The sequence below is a fragment of the Nostoc sp. genome (genome assembly GCF_036917155.1).
GTDB lineage: Bacteria > Cyanobacteriota > Cyanobacteriia > Cyanobacteriales > Nostocaceae > Nostoc.
In genome coordinates this window covers 1-17,074 of record NZ_JBALDZ010000159.1, presented here as the reverse complement: position 1 = coordinate 17,074, position 17,074 = coordinate 1, and the positions used below count along the sequence as shown (strand labels likewise).

17 protein-coding genes, 1 pseudogene and 1 riboswitch are annotated in these 17,074 nt (G+C 42.2%); of the genes and pseudogenes, 7 read left to right on the top strand and 11 right to left on the bottom strand.

What is annotated here, in order from left to right:
* Nucleotides 1–1,685: NB-ARC domain-containing protein (locus V7K67_RS21280; RefSeq protein ID WP_335168288.1), on the bottom strand; the 1,685-nt coding region annotated here is incomplete at its 3' end.
* A gap of 134 nt (nucleotides 1,686–1,819) precedes the next feature.
* Here V7K67_RS21280 and V7K67_RS21275 point away from each other — a divergent pair.
* Complete coding sequence (locus tag V7K67_RS21275) at nucleotides 1,820–2,080, top strand: hypothetical protein (protein ID WP_335168286.1); 261 nt, start codon at nucleotides 1,820–1,822, stop codon at nucleotides 2,078–2,080.
* Between the two features lie 294 nt (nucleotides 2,081–2,374).
* Here V7K67_RS21275 and V7K67_RS21270 read toward each other — a convergent pair whose 3' ends face one another.
* Entirely contained in the window at nucleotides 2,375–4,330 is a 1,956-nt protein-coding gene (locus V7K67_RS21270) for an FHA domain-containing protein (RefSeq protein WP_335168284.1), read from the bottom strand.
* Between the two features lie 41 nt (nucleotides 4,331–4,371).
* On the opposite strand from V7K67_RS21270, the gene V7K67_RS21265 reads away from it, so the two are divergent.
* Nucleotides 4,372–4,575: a hypothetical protein gene (locus V7K67_RS21265; RefSeq protein WP_335168282.1), complete on the top strand. Its 204-nt coding sequence runs from the start codon at nucleotides 4,372–4,374 to the stop codon at nucleotides 4,573–4,575.
* Nucleotides 4,576–4,906: 331 nt separating this feature from the next.
* On the opposite strand, the gene V7K67_RS21260 is transcribed toward V7K67_RS21265, so the two are convergent.
* Nucleotides 4,907–5,455 (bottom strand): FHA domain-containing protein, encoded by a 549-nt coding sequence (locus V7K67_RS21260; RefSeq protein WP_334733448.1) that lies wholly within the window; start codon nucleotides 5,453–5,455, stop codon nucleotides 4,907–4,909.
* 106 nt (nucleotides 5,456–5,561) lie between these two features.
* Nucleotides 5,562–6,227 (bottom strand): deoxyribonuclease V, encoded by a 666-nt coding sequence (gene nfi / locus V7K67_RS21255; protein WP_334733447.1) that lies wholly within the window; start codon nucleotides 6,225–6,227, stop codon nucleotides 5,562–5,564.
* Between the two features lie 243 nt (nucleotides 6,228–6,470).
* Between nfi and V7K67_RS21250 the strand changes: the two genes are divergently transcribed.
* Together V7K67_RS21250 and V7K67_RS21245 are read left to right on the top strand one after the other, a co-directional pair.
* Entirely contained in the window at nucleotides 6,471–6,992 is a 522-nt protein-coding gene (locus V7K67_RS21250; RefSeq protein WP_334733446.1) for a hypothetical protein, read from the top strand.
* 344 nt (nucleotides 6,993–7,336) lie between these two features.
* Complete coding sequence (locus tag V7K67_RS21245) at nucleotides 7,337–9,157, top strand: tetratricopeptide repeat protein (RefSeq protein WP_334733445.1); 1,821 nt, start codon at nucleotides 7,337–7,339, stop codon at nucleotides 9,155–9,157.
* A gap of 37 nt (nucleotides 9,158–9,194) precedes the next feature.
* Here V7K67_RS21245 and V7K67_RS21240 read toward each other — a convergent pair whose 3' ends face one another.
* The 4 genes from V7K67_RS21240 to V7K67_RS21225 all read right to left on the bottom strand — a co-directional run bounded on the left by V7K67_RS21240 (nucleotide 9,195) and on the right by V7K67_RS21225 (nucleotide 12,074).
* Complete coding sequence (locus tag V7K67_RS21240; RefSeq protein WP_335168279.1) at nucleotides 9,195–9,497, bottom strand: creatininase family protein; 303 nt, start codon at nucleotides 9,495–9,497, stop codon at nucleotides 9,195–9,197.
* A gap of 46 nt (nucleotides 9,498–9,543) precedes the next feature.
* Nucleotides 9,544–9,774, bottom strand: coding sequence for a creatininase family protein (locus tag V7K67_RS21235; RefSeq protein WP_334733442.1), 231 nt, complete (start codon nucleotides 9,772–9,774; stop codon nucleotides 9,544–9,546).
* A gap of 86 nt (nucleotides 9,775–9,860) precedes the next feature.
* On the bottom strand, nucleotides 9,861–10,412 hold the full coding sequence (locus V7K67_RS21230; protein ID WP_334733441.1) for a GNAT family N-acetyltransferase: 552 nt from the start codon (nucleotides 10,410–10,412) through the stop codon (nucleotides 9,861–9,863).
* Nucleotides 10,413–10,450: 38 nt separating this feature from the next.
* Nucleotides 10,451–10,535: riboswitch (ZMP/ZTP riboswitch) on the bottom strand.
* 327 nt (nucleotides 10,536–10,862) lie between these two features.
* Entirely contained in the window at nucleotides 10,863–12,074 is a 1,212-nt protein-coding gene (locus V7K67_RS21225; protein ID WP_335168290.1) for an FAD-dependent oxidoreductase, read from the bottom strand.
* A 303-nt stretch (nucleotides 12,075–12,377) separates the two neighbouring features.
* Here V7K67_RS21225 and V7K67_RS21220 point away from each other — a divergent pair, with 303 nt between their 5' ends.
* Both V7K67_RS21220 and V7K67_RS21215 read left to right on the top strand, forming a co-directional pair.
* Nucleotides 12,378–13,088 (top strand): pentapeptide repeat-containing protein, encoded by a 711-nt coding sequence (locus V7K67_RS21220; RefSeq protein ID WP_335168277.1) that lies wholly within the window; start codon nucleotides 12,378–12,380, stop codon nucleotides 13,086–13,088.
* A 328-nt stretch (nucleotides 13,089–13,416) separates the two neighbouring features.
* The gene (locus tag V7K67_RS21215) at nucleotides 13,417–14,892 is read left to right on the top strand and encodes a pentapeptide repeat-containing protein (protein WP_334733439.1); all 1,476 of its coding nucleotides are present in this window, start codon (nucleotides 13,417–13,419) and stop codon (nucleotides 14,890–14,892) included.
* Nucleotides 14,893–15,139: 247 nt separating this feature from the next.
* On the opposite strand, the gene V7K67_RS21210 is transcribed toward V7K67_RS21215, so the two are convergent.
* Nucleotides 15,140–15,487 (bottom strand): hypothetical protein, encoded by a 348-nt coding sequence (locus tag V7K67_RS21210; RefSeq protein WP_335168275.1) that lies wholly within the window; start codon nucleotides 15,485–15,487, stop codon nucleotides 15,140–15,142.
* A gap of 216 nt (nucleotides 15,488–15,703) precedes the next feature.
* Nucleotides 15,704–16,012 carry a hypothetical protein gene (locus V7K67_RS21205; RefSeq protein ID WP_335168273.1) on the bottom strand — a complete coding sequence of 103 codons (309 nt, stop codon included), beginning with the start codon at nucleotides 16,010–16,012 and terminating at the stop codon, nucleotides 15,704–15,706.
* Nucleotides 16,013–16,048: 36 nt separating this feature from the next.
* Between V7K67_RS21205 and V7K67_RS21200 the strand changes: the two genes are divergently transcribed.
* A complete protein-coding gene (locus tag V7K67_RS21200; protein WP_335168271.1) occupies nucleotides 16,049–16,270 on the top strand; it encodes a hypothetical protein in 222 nt (73 codons plus the stop codon).
* Between the two features lie 552 nt (nucleotides 16,271–16,822).
* Here V7K67_RS21200 and V7K67_RS21195 read toward each other — a convergent pair.
* A pseudogene (locus tag V7K67_RS21195) lies at nucleotides 16,823–17,074 on the bottom strand (IS110 family transposase); the annotation flags it as partial.

Below are 17,074 nucleotides of genomic sequence, written 5' to 3'. Positions count from 1 at the left end.
AAGCGTTTTCTCAGTTTCAAAGCTTGCAGATGCAGGGGTTCGGCTTCGCTGTAGCGTCCTATAAAACCGTAGAGTAATGCGAGATTGTTCAGGCTTTGGGCAACATCGGGATGTTCTAAACCAAGACGATTTTCAGCTACCTCTACACACTGCCGCAACCAAGGTTCTGCTTGCTGATAAAGTCCTTGACCTTGATAAAACCAGCCTAAACCTGTGAAAGGCCAAATTAAATGCTCGTCGCTGAGATATTGGGATAGGTAGGTTGCAACTTCTGCAATGTGAGAGATAAAGGGAGTGAGATTTAAAATATCTTCACGGTTAGGCTGTTGCGGAATTTGCTTTGCCACCTCTACCATCTGCGCTGTAAAGTTTGTTTTCACCTCATCTGCATTACTTAACTCATCCAACTTCATTTGGAAAAATTGCCGAATCAGTGGATGTAGACGATATATTCCTTTGCTTTGTCGTTGTAGTAAATGCAGTTTCCGCAAATTAGCTATAGCTTTCTCCCAGAATTCTTGTGCATCGTCATCTTGTATCGCCTCAATAGAAAAAGGAATATCAGCCAAGGCATACAAACTCAGCCAACAGCCTAAGCTTTGTGCATTTTTATCCAACTGTTCCCAACTCAATGCAAAAGCTTCAGCCACGCCATATTCATAACGCATCAATGGGTTAGCCTTTGCTATTGCTTCGTGTTCCAGTCGCTTTTTCTCTAGCCGCTTCAGCAGTTTTTCCAGAGATAAATCTGGCATTGTATCCACATATCGCCCCACTAACTCTAACGCCAAAGGCAAATATCCCAAGGATTTACAAATTTTTCTCGCAATCCAAGGTTCGTTTTTGAGTCGTTCCCTGTCAACTGGCAATTTTAATAATTTCATCGCCGCCAATGGTTTGAGAACACCTAAAGGTAATTGCGGCAAAGTTCTATCAAATCCCAGGCGCGTTGTCAGCAATACTTTAAACCGGGGTAATTCTGGGGGTAGATAAGACTGAACCTGTTTTTTGTAGTCGGTGACATCATCAAACACCAGCAGCACTTCACCTTGTTGCCAATTTTGCCAACAGTATCTCAGCCTATCTGCTAATTCCCAATCGTCCGGTGCAATGAGTTTAAATTTCAATTGGGCAAATTTGAGAATCTGAATTCCGACATCTATTCCCTGTGCAGATAACCAGCAAACCCCACCTTGATAATTCTGCAAGTGCTGTTTGGCGTATTGGGTAGCAAGTTCAGTTTTGCCGACTCCACCCATACCCGCCACAGCTACAATTGCAACTTGCCGAGATGTTTGTAATTGCTGGTGCAGTTTTTGTAGTTCCGCCTCACGTCCCACAAATTTTTCAAATGGAACAGCAGGGGGAATATTTTGATGAATTTCTTTAATTGTGGGGCGAATATCTTGCCCGCCATTATATTTTGCTGTGAGGTAAGCCCGTAACTTTTCTAGCTTACCCCGACTTTCAGAATTGGCTAACTCAGGATAACTCTGGGCGAATTTATCATAAACCTCAGTCATCCGCTTTTTGAAAGCAGCCGCACCAATGTTTAATTCGCTGGCTAGTTTTGCCTCACTCTTCCCTGAGTTTTCAGTCTTCAAACGCTCTACAAAAGCTGCCGTTTGCTCTGGGGATAAGCTATTAGTAGCAGCTTCATTAGCTAGAAAATCAGCCCATTGCATAGACAGCTTGTGAGATTTCTTCTCGATTATACTTAATTTCTACTTTCTTTCTATTTTGTCTCCATTTCTAGGGAATATCCTCTTCTGTTGGCAGAAATACGATTTGCATAGAAACATTTAGAAGAGGTTCAGCCATGAAAACTGTCTTAACAAATCTAGTCAACTCTAATCAAACCACCCAAACTTCGCAATTAATCCCCGCCTCACCAACATCGGTAGAGAATCCATCTACTTGGATGCGAGATGGATACAGCCCTACTGAAATTATTCTGGCGGCGGCAATTTTAACTTCATTGTCCATTGGGGGAATTGCCTCTGTGATTGTGGCGATTACGGGTTTAGTTAAAACTTTAGTGCCTGTAATGGTAAGCCCAACAAAAGAAAAAAAGGAGTAGTCAATTTAGAGCCAGGGCGAATGGAATTCGCGGCTACACAAACTTTCGTCCGCCTGCGCGGACTAAGGAAAAATTGAAGGTTTGAAACCCACGGAGGTGGGTTTTGCCTGTGTAGCGCGGTTTCTAACCGCCCATTTAACTACTAGACATCTCCAGAAATTAAATATGCGTTATCCAGAGTCCTTGTAGAGACGTAGCACTGCTACGTCTCTACATTCTTTTTCGGAGATGTCTACTCAAAACAACAAGACAAATACTCTATCTCTCCTGCTCCCTGCTGCCTGCCCCCTAATACTAAGGTGACTGATTTAACACCCACTTCAACCACTGCCCAAAGGAACTTATAACATTTAACCTTTGAACTCCAGTAGCACGGGCGGCGGCGAGTCCATCAACGGCGACTAATGCGGCGTATTGCAAGCCCAAAAAACTATCAACTGCTGCATAAGGGCCACCTAAAGTAATCGCCCCAGCCGCATACATTTGACCTCTATCACTACGCATTTCTACTAATTCAAAATTGTTCGCTACAGTCAATCGCCCCAGATGATTCACTGGGAGGTTGTAATGTTTCACCAAATCTGCTAGCAGGGGATTGGTATCTACCTTGGCATCCAGTCCAGTAGCATCAACAATAAAGTCAGCGAGCAATTTCATTTCCCCAAAGCTTTGCTCTCGGATACGGGTAATAGTCCGGTTTTGGGCATCTCGTTCTACATCCAGTACCTCACCGAAGGTAATTTGATACCAACCTTCGCTTAACCCTTGGGCGGTAATTTGCTGCCAGTCTTGGCGGTCGGCGGTGGTAGTTCCACCCCAGTCTGCTAGTAAACGTTTGCGTTCATCGGGACTAGCTTTTTCTAACATTGCCCGGAGTTCGCCGCCCCAACAGGCTTTCGGCCAGTTAAAGGGTTGAAATTCGTAATGATTTTTGACTAGGCGGGTGGCTCTTTGAAATTTGTTACCTTGGGGTTTAGGCGATCGCATTAAATGCAAAACTGAAATATTCCGATTTCGTTTTCTGGCTTCATAAATCCGTTGCACAATCCGCGAAGCTACAATTCCCCGCCCCCGAATCAATACCGTACCACCTTGTTGCTCTAGTTGTTCATAAACATGATCGTGGGCTTCATAAGCATTGACTACAGATTTAAAATCTTGGTATTTTTCCCTATAAGCTTGCAAATCTGGGAGAAACTGAATTGCTGGATACCCAGTAGCTAAATGTAAATAACGACTAACTAAAAAAGCATAATTTCCAGGGCCGCGAGAATAGGCTACGCAATATCTGCCATCATCAGTTTTGCGAATTCCTCTAACTCGCCCATAGCGATAAATTTGATTCCAGCCAATACGCTTTGTCTCCCTATCTATGGAATCAAAGACTTTACCAGCACGGGGAGTATAAGTTTCGGCAAATGTTGGTTCGGCAAACACTTGCCACAAATACTTGAATGCTGACTTTATCTCTCCCTTGGCTAAGTCTCCCCAAGCTTCACGCAAGGCATAACTAGGCCAGCCCCAAATATTATCAGGACAAGAGTCAGAATTAGAACGCAGTCTTTCATATAAGGGAATTTGCGAATTCAAACAGAGGCGCTTGTAACGGGCATAAGGTTCCGCCTCTAATCCCAAAGCCACAATTTTGTCAGCACGTACACCACTAATTCGCAGCAAATCAGCCCATAAAAAGCTACCCAATCCCGCCCCGATCGCTAGATAATCAGATTCATCTACTGGTAATCCCGTAGCATAAAGTGCTTGTACAGCGACCTTTTCCGCTTGAAATGCCAATGGTGGGAAATTACTTGTCAAAGGCGTTAGCGGCTGGACTACAGGCAATCTGGGGTCTGGAAGATTGGTATTTGCGTTGAAGCGAATCGTTGAAGGGGGGCTAGTATCTGGTGCAGAGGCATTAGCAACAAATGTCACCGTTATTAAATAGGGGCCAATTTGCAAGGTATCGCCATTAGCCAGGATACTGCGTGTTTGTGGTTGACCATTGACATACACACCGTTAACACTGCCTTGGTCAATTACTACTAAATGGTCTTGTTCCCAGTCAACTAGGGCGTGGTAGCGAGAAACTTCGTTACTGTTAAGCAGCATCCGAGAAACGCGCACTCCCTTAAGTTCAGCAGGTAAACGAGCGAATTCTCGACCAAAAGCGATCGGTATATTCAACCTTGGTTCTCGCCGTTCTCCCGTCGCTGGTTCTTCCCAACTTAATTGGATTTGTTCATTAGTCATTTGTCATTAGTCATTGGTCATTTGTCATTGGTCATTTGTCATTGGTCATTTGTCATTGGTCATTAGTCATTTGTCATTGGTCATTGGGCATTGGTCATTGGTCATTGGTCATTAGTCATTGGTCATTAGTCATTGGTCATTGGTCATTGGTCATTGGTCATTGGTCATTGGTCATTGGTCATTGGTCATTGGTCATTGGTCATTGGTCATTGGGTAGGAGGAAAATAATAACTGCTAACTCCTAACTGCTAACTCCTAACTGCTAACTCCTAACTGCTAACTCCTAACTGCTAACTCCTAACTGCTAACTCCTAACTGCTAACTCCTAACTCCTAATAGGACTTACGCAAAGGTAACGAAAAACGTAGACGCGGAGCGGCTTGCCGCAGGCTACCACAGAGGACGCAGAGACCACGGAGGAATGAGAGTTTGAGAGGGTTTTTGCGTAAGTCCTATCCTAACTCCTAACTGCTAACTCCTAACTGCTAACTCCTAACTGCTAACTCCTAACTGCTAACTCCTAACTGCTAACTCCTAACTGCTAACTCCTAACTCCTAACTCCTAACTCCTAACTCCTAACTCCTAACTACCAACACACTCACCGCCGCAGCTAAAGATGTCCCACACCAATGACAGCCAATTTGTAGATTCTCTCCTGGGGAAACTTTATGACATTTGGGGCATTCTAAGCCATAAACCCCTGGCGGTGGTGCAGGTGGTGTTGCTGGATGGTGGTGATGTCCGATGTTTACTGGTGGCTGGGGTGGCAGCAAAATTGTTGCTGGAATGCTACCCGTGGAAACGTTAGTAACATTGAGTTTTATTTGTCCTAAAGTGATGTTAGTGCCCTCAGTTAAAGGTATTTCACCTTGGACTAATTGCCGTCCATCGACAATGGGGGGATTTTGCGATCGCAAATTCCTAATGTAAAAGCGCTGTTGCTGGTGATGAAAAAAGATTTCAACGTGCAGTCCAGAGACGGTGGGATGACTCAGAACAATATCGCACCGGAGGGGGTCGCGACCGATGCGGACAGTGCCAGGATTTTGACTTGGCTGTTGCTCGTAAATGTTCTGAGTTTTATTTTGACCTGCATCATGCCACTGTAAAGTTAGTGCGTTCATGTTCTAACTTCGTAAATCGTATTTAGCTACTTCAACATCTTCCTGTGCGATTCCTAACACGATTGAGTAGGTGGAAGCAAGTATTTAGAAAAAACTTCAACAACCTTTATCTGTCTGACGCTAATTTATCAGCAACGCGTGTAGTTTCTGGCAACCGATATTTTGGCGTGCAGCGTAATACATAGTCAATCGCTGTCGGTAAGCTAATTCGATGACCACTGGAGATGTACAGAGGTTTTACTGCTGTGCGCGAGCGCAAAACTGCCCCAATGGTTTCACCCTGATATATCAGTGGTTGCGTACTGCCTTTGGTTTCTGCCAATTCTTCATGCTTACCTAGCAACCTGGACTTAGCTACCCCAATTGTTGGTATATCTATAAGTAACCCTAAATGGCTAGCTATACCTAATCTGCGGGGATGAGCAATTCCCTGACCATCACACAAGATAATATTTGGTGTTATTTTAATCTTCTCTAGGGCATCGAGAACAGCTGGAATTTCCCGAAATGAGAGAAACCCAGGAACATAAGGAAAGGTCGTCGGACGATGTGCTAGGCTTGTCTCAATTACTTGTAAATCAGGAAAACTCAATACTGCGACAGCTGCACGGCTAATTGTTCCATCAGCTTCAAAACCCATATCCACTCCAGCAACGTACTGGATAGGTTCTTGCAGTTGATCCTCAGTAATTACTTGATCCCGCAGCTTTTCTTGGATAACTATGGCTTCTTCTAGTGTCGAGGGCCAAGCATGATCTCGATAAAACTTCATATTTAAAATTGGAATTAAATTGATTAATATTAACCCTGTGAATTTGGCAAGCACAAAAACACTAGTTTTTGGTGTTGATAGAGGGAAAATATATTTTTTGCAAAGGTCTGTGAATGACTATCTTTATAATATATATTTTAGCCCAGATTAGCTGATATCTGGCATTATAATGTTACTTAAGGCTGTCAAGAGGGAATCCTGAGAATATAAGTTTATTTTCCCAGATTTTCTTTTTTACTGGTTATGACACAGCCAAATATTCTAAAACTTGCAAAACAGGGAGATGCAGATGCGATCGCATCTCTGATGAACCGCCACCTACACCCCAAAGGGATCACTGCAAAAGTTGCCTTTAACGATGCTTGCTTAGAGGTAATTATAGAATCTGACCAAGTACCAAATCAGCAAATTTTAGTTGCATTTATCCGCAAGGGGTTAACGGCTTTAGGAGCTGCATCTGTTGAAATAGTGAAAGTTTATGGACAGCAAACGGGTAAGGATTTTCCAGATTGGAGTAAAGAATTTGATTTGGGCATAACAGAAGATGAAATAGAAGCATTAGAAAATGAACAGCCTTCTAGTAATCCTCAACCTCTAACTATTTGTATTAATTTAAGTGGCGATACTGCACAAGGATTGACAAACCAAGATTTTGAATTTATTGCTAATCAAATAAGTACTGATATTTTATCATCTTGTACTGATGTTTTGATTCAAAAGGTAAGTATTAGTAATGGTAGCTCTGTGATTATAAAGGAGCGCTAGGATTTAATTTTGTTAGTGTATAGTTGCAGAAAAAGGGACTAGGATTGGCGTTTTTGCAAGAAATATAATAAATTCAAGTCAATTTTAAATATAGGCTGGATATTTCTGAAAATGTTGCTTATTTTTGCCTGTAAATAGGGAATCATAAGATAGACAATAATTTATCGAACAGAATTCAGGAGTCAGAATTCAGAATAAATTCTGTTCGATAAACGAAACCCGTTCGCGGGATTGAAACAAAAAATCCTAGCAACAGACAAAATAGTAGTTGGAATGATTTTGAAAATATATCGCTAACAATCCCGATGCTTTAGGCTAGAGAATGTCGAAAGCTAAAAAACTATATGAATGCGGAAGATTTTTTTTACCAAGGATTAAACCACAATTTGCAAGGAGACTATCAAGCCGCGATCGCAGCTTACACCCAAGCAATCAAGCTAAATCCTGACTATGCCGAAGCTTACCATAATCGCGGGCTAATTTTAACTGGTCAACTCAAAGATTATCGCAGTGCGATCGCTAACTTCAATCGCGCCATCGAAATCAATCCCAATTTTGCCATAGCCTATTACAACCGCGCTAATGCTCGTTACTTTCTAGCCAATTATCAAGGTGCGATCGCCGACCATAACCAAGCGTTACAATTAGATCCCAATCTGGCGCAATCCTACCACAGCCGGGGAAATGCCTACTTTGCTTTGGAAAACTACGATAAGGCGATCGCAGATTATATCCAAACAATCGAAATGAGTACCCAATTAGCTGATAACATCAATATTGATATTGCCAATGCTTATCATAATCGGGGCGTAACTCGTTTTGAACGTGGCGATCGTCAAGGAGCGATCGCAGATTTTCAGCAAGCCTTACAATGGCATCCCCATTTTGCCGCAGCTTACAGCAATCGCGGTAATATCCACCAGATTTTAGGCAATTATCAAGAAGCGATCGCTGACCATAACCAGGCATTACAATTAGATCCTAACTTGGCGGAAGCTTATCATAACCGAGGTAATGCCCACTACGCTTTAGCAGATTATCAAAGTGCGATCAGAGATTACAACCACGCCCTAAAAATCAATCCCAGCTTTGCCGGAGCGTACTATAATCGGGGTCTTGTGCTAGCTCACCTCAAAAACTATCATGAAGCAATTGAAGACTTTAACCAAGCATTAAAGCTGAATCCTGATGATGTGCAAGCCTATTGTGAGCGTGGTCTAGTTCGTAGTACTCTTGAAGACTATCAGGGTGCGATCGCAGATTATGACCAAGCATTACAAGAAAATCCGACTCTAGCTTTAGTATACGGTTTTCGGGCTAATGCTCTTCGCCGATTGGGAGATTATCAAGGTGCAATTGAAGACAGCAATCGGCTATTACAACTCAATCCTAATTTAGCAGAAGGATATTGCGATCGCGCGGCGGCTCGTCGTTCTTTAGGAGATCATAAAGGCGCAATTAAAGATTACGATCGAGCATTACAGATTAATGATAAATTAGCCGCAGCTTATTATGGTCGGAGTATTGCCCGTGAAGCTTTGCAAGATTTACAGGGAGCAATTGATGATAATACTCAAGCTATAGAGCTTGTTCCTGACTTTTCCCAAGCCTATTGCAATCGGGGAAATGCTCGTCGTCTTTTAGGGGATGAACAGGGTGCGATCGCAGATTATAACCAAGCATTAAAAATTAATCCTAATTTAATTGAAGCATATTACAACCGAGGTTCTACCCACTATGCTTTAGAAGCTTATGAAAATGCGATCGCAGATTACACCCAAGCTTTGCAAATAAATCCTCAATCTGCTGCATTTTACAGCGATCGTGCCAATGCTCACTATGCCCTAGAAGATTATCAAGGGGCAATAGAAGATTACAGTCGAGCGATCGCGATCGACCCCAGCTTTGCCGAAGACTGGTACAATCGCGGTCGTAGCCGTTCTCTGTTGGGAGACTTTCAAGGAGCGCTTACAGACTTAAACCAAGCCTTACAGCGTCAGCCGAATTGGGCTTCTGCTTACATCCTTCGGGCAGATGTCTACAGAAATCTGGGAGACTCTCAAAGAGCAATTGCGGATTTCCAGAAATCCGCAGATTTGTATTACCAAGAAGGGAATATCCAGTATTATCAGCAAATTATTGAGTTAATTGAACAGCTTCGATGAAGATAGAATGTATAGGTAAAATCGATAAGGTGAAAGATCATCCTTGCTGTAGTGGATCAACGGCAGTGGGTTGGAGATGGCTTAATTCAAACTGAGCAATTTCTTCAACCAACTCACCGAGACGACCTACAATGTGTTTAAGAATTTGTTCACCTTTTTGAGCAGTGGCAATGGTTGCGTCACCCCAAGCACCAGTTTCAAAGATATCCTGGCTCAACCAGCCGAAGTTTGCTGGGCACTGCTGTGAGGTTTGCCGTGAGTTGTTTGAAAATTTCCAGGAGTATATCAGGAGAAAGCGCCAAAGATCCGGGAAAATCCAGATGTTCGAGGCTTTGACCAATAGACATCTCCGAAAAAGAATGTAGAGACGTAGCAGTGCTACGTCTCTACAAGGACTCTGGATAACGCATATTTAATTTCTGGAGATGTCTATTAGCTGAATCAGTACCCTTGGTCAAGAAGCACTCAATTATTCCGTTGACGATACGTGTATCAGTCCAAACTGGCAAATGTGGCCCATGCTGTTCAATCGCGCCTATCGGCAGAATAGCTATATTGCTACTATCGAGATTTCGGAAATCAACCGTTGTGAGTTCATGCCAGTAACACTTTGACATTGTTTAGAAGGGTATTTGAAATAATACGGTAGAGTCTATTAAAACGACTGCAAATGCAGTAGGAACAGAAATTGTAGAATTGATTGCTACAGAAATACTAAAACTTTCTCAAAAACAATTGCATCAACCCACACATCTGAGTTGTAAATTAGTTCTCCCACTTGTTGATATCCTCGGCTTTTATAAAAAGACAAGAGCTTTAGGTGTGTCTTCACTCCATCCAACCGTACAGCATAGTAACCGCGCTCAATGGTAAGCTTCTCAATAGCTTGCATACACCATGTTCCTAGTCCTTTGCCTTGCCAAGATGGAAGTATCGCTAGTTTATGTACGTACACTGCCGGAACATCTGATATTTGCCAAAGAATGTTTCCATACTTGATGTAGCTCAATGGAACCGTTGTCATCATCTCAAGTGTGAAAGTGCCCACTAGGTTCTCGCCGACTGTTACGGCGTAGACCTCATGCTCCATAGCATCGTGGAGCATTTGCTCAAGCGGATAATTTGGCTGCATCCAATGACTCAAACCGAAGCGGTCTTTCATATCAAGACCGCAAGCCACCAAGATTTGGTGAAGGGATGGAACCTCAGCTATGCTGACGTGTTGAAGACAGAGTTGTTTGCTATTGCTAACCATAAGCAGTTCCTCTAAAGACACATATTGCCTTATACAAAAGTGGCTGCCCAGGCGTTCGGCATAAGATTTCCACATGCTCCCTAGTAGTTTTTTCTACTTAAATCGCCAGTCACATGAGGGGGTTGATGATTTTAGATAATTTTTTAGCCATCAACAATATTAAATATATTAATCGGAATCTGCACTAAATGTTCCTAATCTGTATAGAAAATTAGAACTTAGTACAGCATTTCATTAATTCGTAGCGAATTAAATTTGGCAATACCCTGCATTGTGAATGCGTTCCCTTGCATTAAAAACGCTACGTTTTTACGCAAAACTGTACTTAGTCTACTGAGATTGAAGTTTTACAGATGAATAATATTTGGGTTGGTGTTATTAACACATGCTTGCACTATTTTACCTGTGCCCTGCCGTGTCATGGTACTACCATTACATCTCTGTGTGTCTTCAGAAGTTGCGGAAGCCTTCCATAAAGCGGCGGTCAATGCAATCTTTGTAACGCCACAAGAGTTTGTGAGGTGGTAAAGTAAAAGAGCCTCTGGTTGCGTAGGCGTAGCCCGTCGTAGACATCGCTCCTCCGTCTCCTGTACCAATTAAACTCAAATATTGTTTCTGTGGTTTATAAGGTTTGAGCGGCTTACCTAACAAAATTCGCTGCAAATTCTCAAATAAAGGTTTGCCTTGCCTAACAGCAAATACCCCAGCTTTCGGACGCGGATGATTTACCATTGTGGCAATGTCACCAGATGCAAATACCTGCGGGTGCGTTTGAGATTGCAACGTATCTTCTACGAGAATAAAACCTTGCTCATTAGTTCCTAGCCCAGAGGTTTTTAACCATTCGGGTGCTGAAGCTTGTGTTACCCAAAAGATTTTATTGCACTCTACTTTCAATCCAGATTCACATTTAATTTCCAAGACTTCTTTAGTTTCTTTGGGTGTTATGGGTGCAATTTTACACACACTTTCCCCAAGATGGAGTTTAATACCTTGCTCAGTTAAAATTTGCTGAATTTGATGCCGCGCTAATTTATGGTAATTGGGCATCAGTTCTTGTCCACGCTGGAATAAATGAATTTCCAGGTTTTGAATATGTTGTTGAGTTTGATGTAAAATTTGATGTAAACGCGATCGCATCGATAGAGCTAATTCTACACCGCCAGCGCCTCCACCTGCGATCGCAATACTAATTGGTTCATGAGGATTTTTACCTACGGCTTCAACTAGTTCACGCCAATGCTCTAATAACTGCGATACTGGTTTAGCTGCGATCGCATATTCTGCCGCACCTGATACAGATATTGTGGCGGGAGTGCTGCCAATATCAATAGACAGCACATCGAAATCTACCGCAAGTCCACTAACACAAAGAACTTTGTTATTTTTCAAGTCTAGGGCAACTACCGTGTCAATACATAACTGTGCTTGAGCAAAGTTCGTCAAGGGTTGCAAGTCAATATGGCATTCATCGTGGCTATAAAATCCGGCAATGTGTCCTGGTAACATTCCAGAGTAAGCTGTCTTTGATGCTGCACTAATCAACGTTAAATCTACTCCTGGTAACGGTTTTGTTCCAAACCTTTTCATAACAATAGCATGGCTATGACCGCCACCAATTAACACCAGCTTTTTAACTATTGGCTGTTTGTTTTTCTGCATTTCAATACTCATTTTTAGTTAATCCCTGATTAGGAATACATCAAAATCATCATGATTAGTAAAAATATATCTAGGCGAATATAATTCGCGGCTATACAGACAAAACCCACCTCCGTGGGTTTCCAATTTCTTGAGTCCGCGCAGGCGGACGAAAGTTTGTGTAGCCGCGATTTCTAATCGCCAGGTATATTTGCTCAATAGTTAGATTTTTCATTTTGTTTATTGAATTAGCTTATTCAAATTAAAAAAAAAAGCTGTTAGCCCTTGCGGATATTTTCAGTAATTATTAATGCTTCTCATATTATGAAAAATATTTTACCAAAAAATCACATCCAGCTATCAAAAATATTACTGTGGATACCTATTTCCCAGGAGCAAGTAAAAAAAACTCAGCATCAGTCGCCAAAACGACGCTTAAGAATAGCAAGCGAACAGCTAGGAAATAACACAATAGAAAACAGTCTGGCTGTAATTAATGATTTAGAGCAAATTGCCCATAATCATCCACAGTACCACTGGATAATCATAGACATTCTGAGTAATTTTGTCAGAAAAAATGCTCCTTATATACCCCAAGAGAAAGTAACAAGCAACTTATCAACAAAAGTTCGTGTAGATATTCAAGCAGCATTGACTGTTATCGCCAGAAGAGATGCAAACAAAGACCCAGAAAATGAGCAACTTGATTTGAGCTTCACAGACATGAGAGGAGCAAATTTAAATGGGGCGAATCTACAACAGATAAATCTTTATCAAGCAAATCTTGCTGGGGCCAATCTCAGAGAAGCTAATCTAGCGGGAGCAATAATTAGTGCAGCGAACCTAGAAGGAGCTAACTTATATCTAACCAACTTAGAAGGAGCAATCCTCAGTGCAGCCAATCTAGAGAGAGCTAACTTTTCTGGAACTAACCTACATCGTGCCAGTTTATATCTAGCTAGATTGGATGGGGCAATTTTCAAGAATGCCATACTTGATGGGGCAAACTTCAGAGAAACCAAATTCTCTAATTAAAATACTAATATCATATCCGCTTGATTAATTTTCCTAACTCCCTACTCTCAACTCCCCATTACTTATTTTCAGTGTAATCCGTAATTATTGTACTGCAAGGATTTCATTGATTTGGAATGGTTCGGCAGTCCGGTCTTGGGGGTTTCCCCCATGAGGAACTGCCGAACCCGAAGGGGTGGTTTATTTATGCCGTAATCCACGAGTATATTCGATATTATTCCGTAGTTCAACGAGTGTCTTGACACCTATTATAATTTTCTGCTAGATGCTATACTATTTTTCCCCAACATCTAAGTAATAATTCTAGGTTGTAAGGAAAATTTTTACCATGTCTTCTAAAAAGACAGACCCTCTGTTGAATTGGTTGATCGCTATAACACTTATATTTGGTTTCTCATTGACTGTAATTTTCTTTGTCTTGTCCAGTATTAAAGAATTGTCAATTCAAGAAAAAATTCAGTATAGAAACCAAGCTTTAACAACTACTGCAATAGTTTTTCTCGCATCGGCAGCAATGTTTAATACCTATTATGCAGCAAAGCGTGCCCAAGCAATGCAAAAGAGTGCGATCGCATCTGAGAAAAACTTAGAAATTGGCCTGCAAAATGCCAAACTAAATCAAGACAGATTGATTGCAGAGCGTTTTATGGGCGCAATTGCCCAGCTTGGCCATGAAAAGGTTGAAACTCGGACAGGTGCAATTTATGCCCTAGAAAGAGTTGCTCAGGATTTTCCTCAAGAACACTGGACAATTATGGAAATTCTCACTGCCTTTGTGCGAGAGAATGCACCTATTCAGCATGTAAAAGGTGAGCAACAAAACCCCGAATATCAAGGAGCAGTTTATTCAAGTAGGCGTAGAGGTGGGTCGCGTCCGACACCGCAGGTAGATCAAAATGTTCATGAAGAATTGCCAAAAATACGCACTGATATTCAAGCAGCCCTGAGTGTTATCGGCAGACGTAATTTACTTGAAGACCCAAAAGATCAGAAACTTGATTTACGTAACACCGACATTAGACAAGCAGACCTACTAAAAACTAACCTGCAACAAGCTGACCTGCGTGGGGCTGACTTGAGTGGGGCTGACCTGCGTGGGGCTGACTTGAGTGGAGCAGACCTTAGCGGCGCTAAACTCATTAGGTCGATTCTTTATGAAACCAAATTACTAAAAGCTAGCTTATGTGGAGCTAACCTTTGTTGGGCTAACCTCAATCGTACCAACCTCTCTGGAGCAAACCTGCGGTCAGCCAATCTCTCTGGAGCAAGTCTGCGTGCAGCGAATTTACAGGGAGCGAACCTTTATAAAGCTAACTTGCAACAAGCAACCTTAAAAGTCGCTAATCTCTCTGGAGCAAAGTTGTTTTTAGCTAACTTGCAAGGAGCAAAATTGGGTAAAGCCAACCTACAGCAAACGGGTTTGATTGGTGCTAACCTCTGTGGGGCGAACTTAAATGGAGCTAACCTTTCTGGGGCTAATTTGAATGCAGCTAAACTCCACCAAACAGAAGTCTATTTTGCCAACCTCTCAGAAGCCAGTTTAACGGAAGCTGACTTGTATCAGGCTAACCTGATTGGAGCAAACTTGTATAGGGCAACCTTTTATCAAGCTAATCTAACTCAGGCAAACCTGATGGGAGCTAACTTTTCACAGACTAACCTAAGTGATGTCAAACTGGAAGGGACAATTTTGACAGGAGCGAAAAACTTAGAGTTGCAGCAGATTAGAGATGCACTTGGCGATCGCACTACTCGTCTACCTGATTATATCGAAGCACCGACACATTGGCGGCAGTCTGGTTAAGTTATCACAGTATCATTAGTTATTTGGGCGTATTCTACCGTTTTCCCTTAATGCTATAGTTTTTACCAAAAGTCTCCGTAACAGTTCTGGAGACGAAAAAGATGAAAGCTATATCTGAATAACAATACAGACATACTGAGAAATTTATTTATTGGATTATTTATTCATTAGACATCTCCAGAAATTAAATATGCGTTAGATACTGAAACTTGAACCTCTGACCATCATCTCGCATTTTTACTCGAACTTATTGAGCATCAATGCCGCAGCCATAAGCCATTTTGACATAACGAGGTTTTGTCGGGCGGCACCAAGTCCTATCGTTACCAGCAACAGGATTAGTTGCCAGAGATTGAGTATTGAGCGCTGTATCTGGCAATTTATTTTGGGGGTCTGTTTCTGGCAATAGCAGGTAATTATCTTTCCCGCCTCCATCAACAAATAAGCCTAATGTCAGCATCAACTCTCGCAAACCAGTAACACCCTCTAACCGCGATTGTCCGTAAGCTGGTTCTAATAAAGATAGATAAGTGTCATCGCCGTGCTTATCCCAGAAAACTCCGATACCGTTAATATCTCCCGTACCGAAGGTCATTAAGCTGCCGTTATACCAATCGTTGCCGGCACTATCTTCACTCTAGTCATTTAGGGGGCAGGGGCGAATAGCCTTTTTCTGAATAGCCCTTTTAATAGCGCATTGTGGATGCTCATACGAAAGCACGTAAAGTCCCCAGTAGTCCCCCGCCTTTCCACAACTTCTGCACCGAGGTAGTCCGAATCTCAATATAGTTTTGCTCATTTAAAAGTTCAGTTAACTTGCAGATAACTTAGAAATTTGAGCGCATATTTTCAGATGCCCTTGCATCGCCTGTTCCCATGTTGACCAATGATTTCGTTTGCCATCTAGTACCCCTCCCATCACCAGGGTTTCAAAAATCATTGGTTCTCCAGATTGCTGAGGATCTAGGTTTATCCCAACAAAAACAGTTGAAATGTTGACATTGTAGATGTCGTTGACCATAACCCTAGTGTCGGCTGATGCCATCCATAAGCACCAATCTAGAAACGACTCAGCAATAATTGGGCTTTGACCTTGCAGCTTGTAATAACGACCAAACATAATAGACAATTGGCTATTGAATACTGGGTATTTATTATGAGAGCTAAATTTCGTGTAGAAACCGTAACTAATCATGCTGGTGGCGGAAATTCAGTCAATCTAACTCCTGTGTTATCAGGCAGCGAAGAAAATAAATCTTTCTGGCAAGCAACGCCTAGCGGCAAGTTAGATATGTATATTAACAATCCCAGCGCGGCAGAATTTTTTAAAGCAGGTGTCGAATATTACATTGACTTCACTCCGGCAACTAGCCAGTAGTCAAAATCTCCATTTCGTCACGTCAATGGGTCAGCGCCCCTTGCATCCAGCCTCTTAGCTACTCTTTCCCGCAGGATTTACACGTGAGGGGACTCGCTTGTTATCGCTGGCTTGACCCATTAATAATATGGATAATCTTCATCGTAGTCTTCACGCCCTCTTTTCTCTAATTGGCAGGCTTCAAGTATCTCAGCATCGCATAAATTACAGCAAGCTCCGGCATGATTCCACGAAGAAGTAAGCTTGAATTCAAAGTTGGGTCCAACTTCCCCTTCTTCGATCACCTCGTCGCACCACGGACACTCAATAGTCATAATTCCCAAAGGTAAATAACGACAATGGACTTTTAGAAATTCTATGTAAACAGACAATAATGCAAGCTGCTATAAAAACATCTGGGGGCAACTTCTGAAAACTACAATAACCCTCTGTCAAAACTCTGTGAATAGTTTTAGGCGAGAGGATACGCGATACCCGGTCGATAGCCGCATGATAGGGATTATCAAATTTCCTAAATCCCATTGGTCATAATTCCCTTTTCGTCACATTTTATTAGTCCACTGGACTTTGATTGGTGTCCACTGGGCTGTGGACTTTTACCAATTCTCTAAACAGTAACCGCGCTCCTTTGGCTGCAACGCGATTCCTGACAAGCTTCACAGGACGACCCGCAGCTTTTTCAGTGTCTAACTGTTCACCCAAAGTTTTACCAATATCATTTTTGAGGCGCGATCGCTTCGGTTCAATGCGAGTAAAAACCCACTGCCAGAGTGACTTACGACACAAGTCTGAACCGCCCACTAC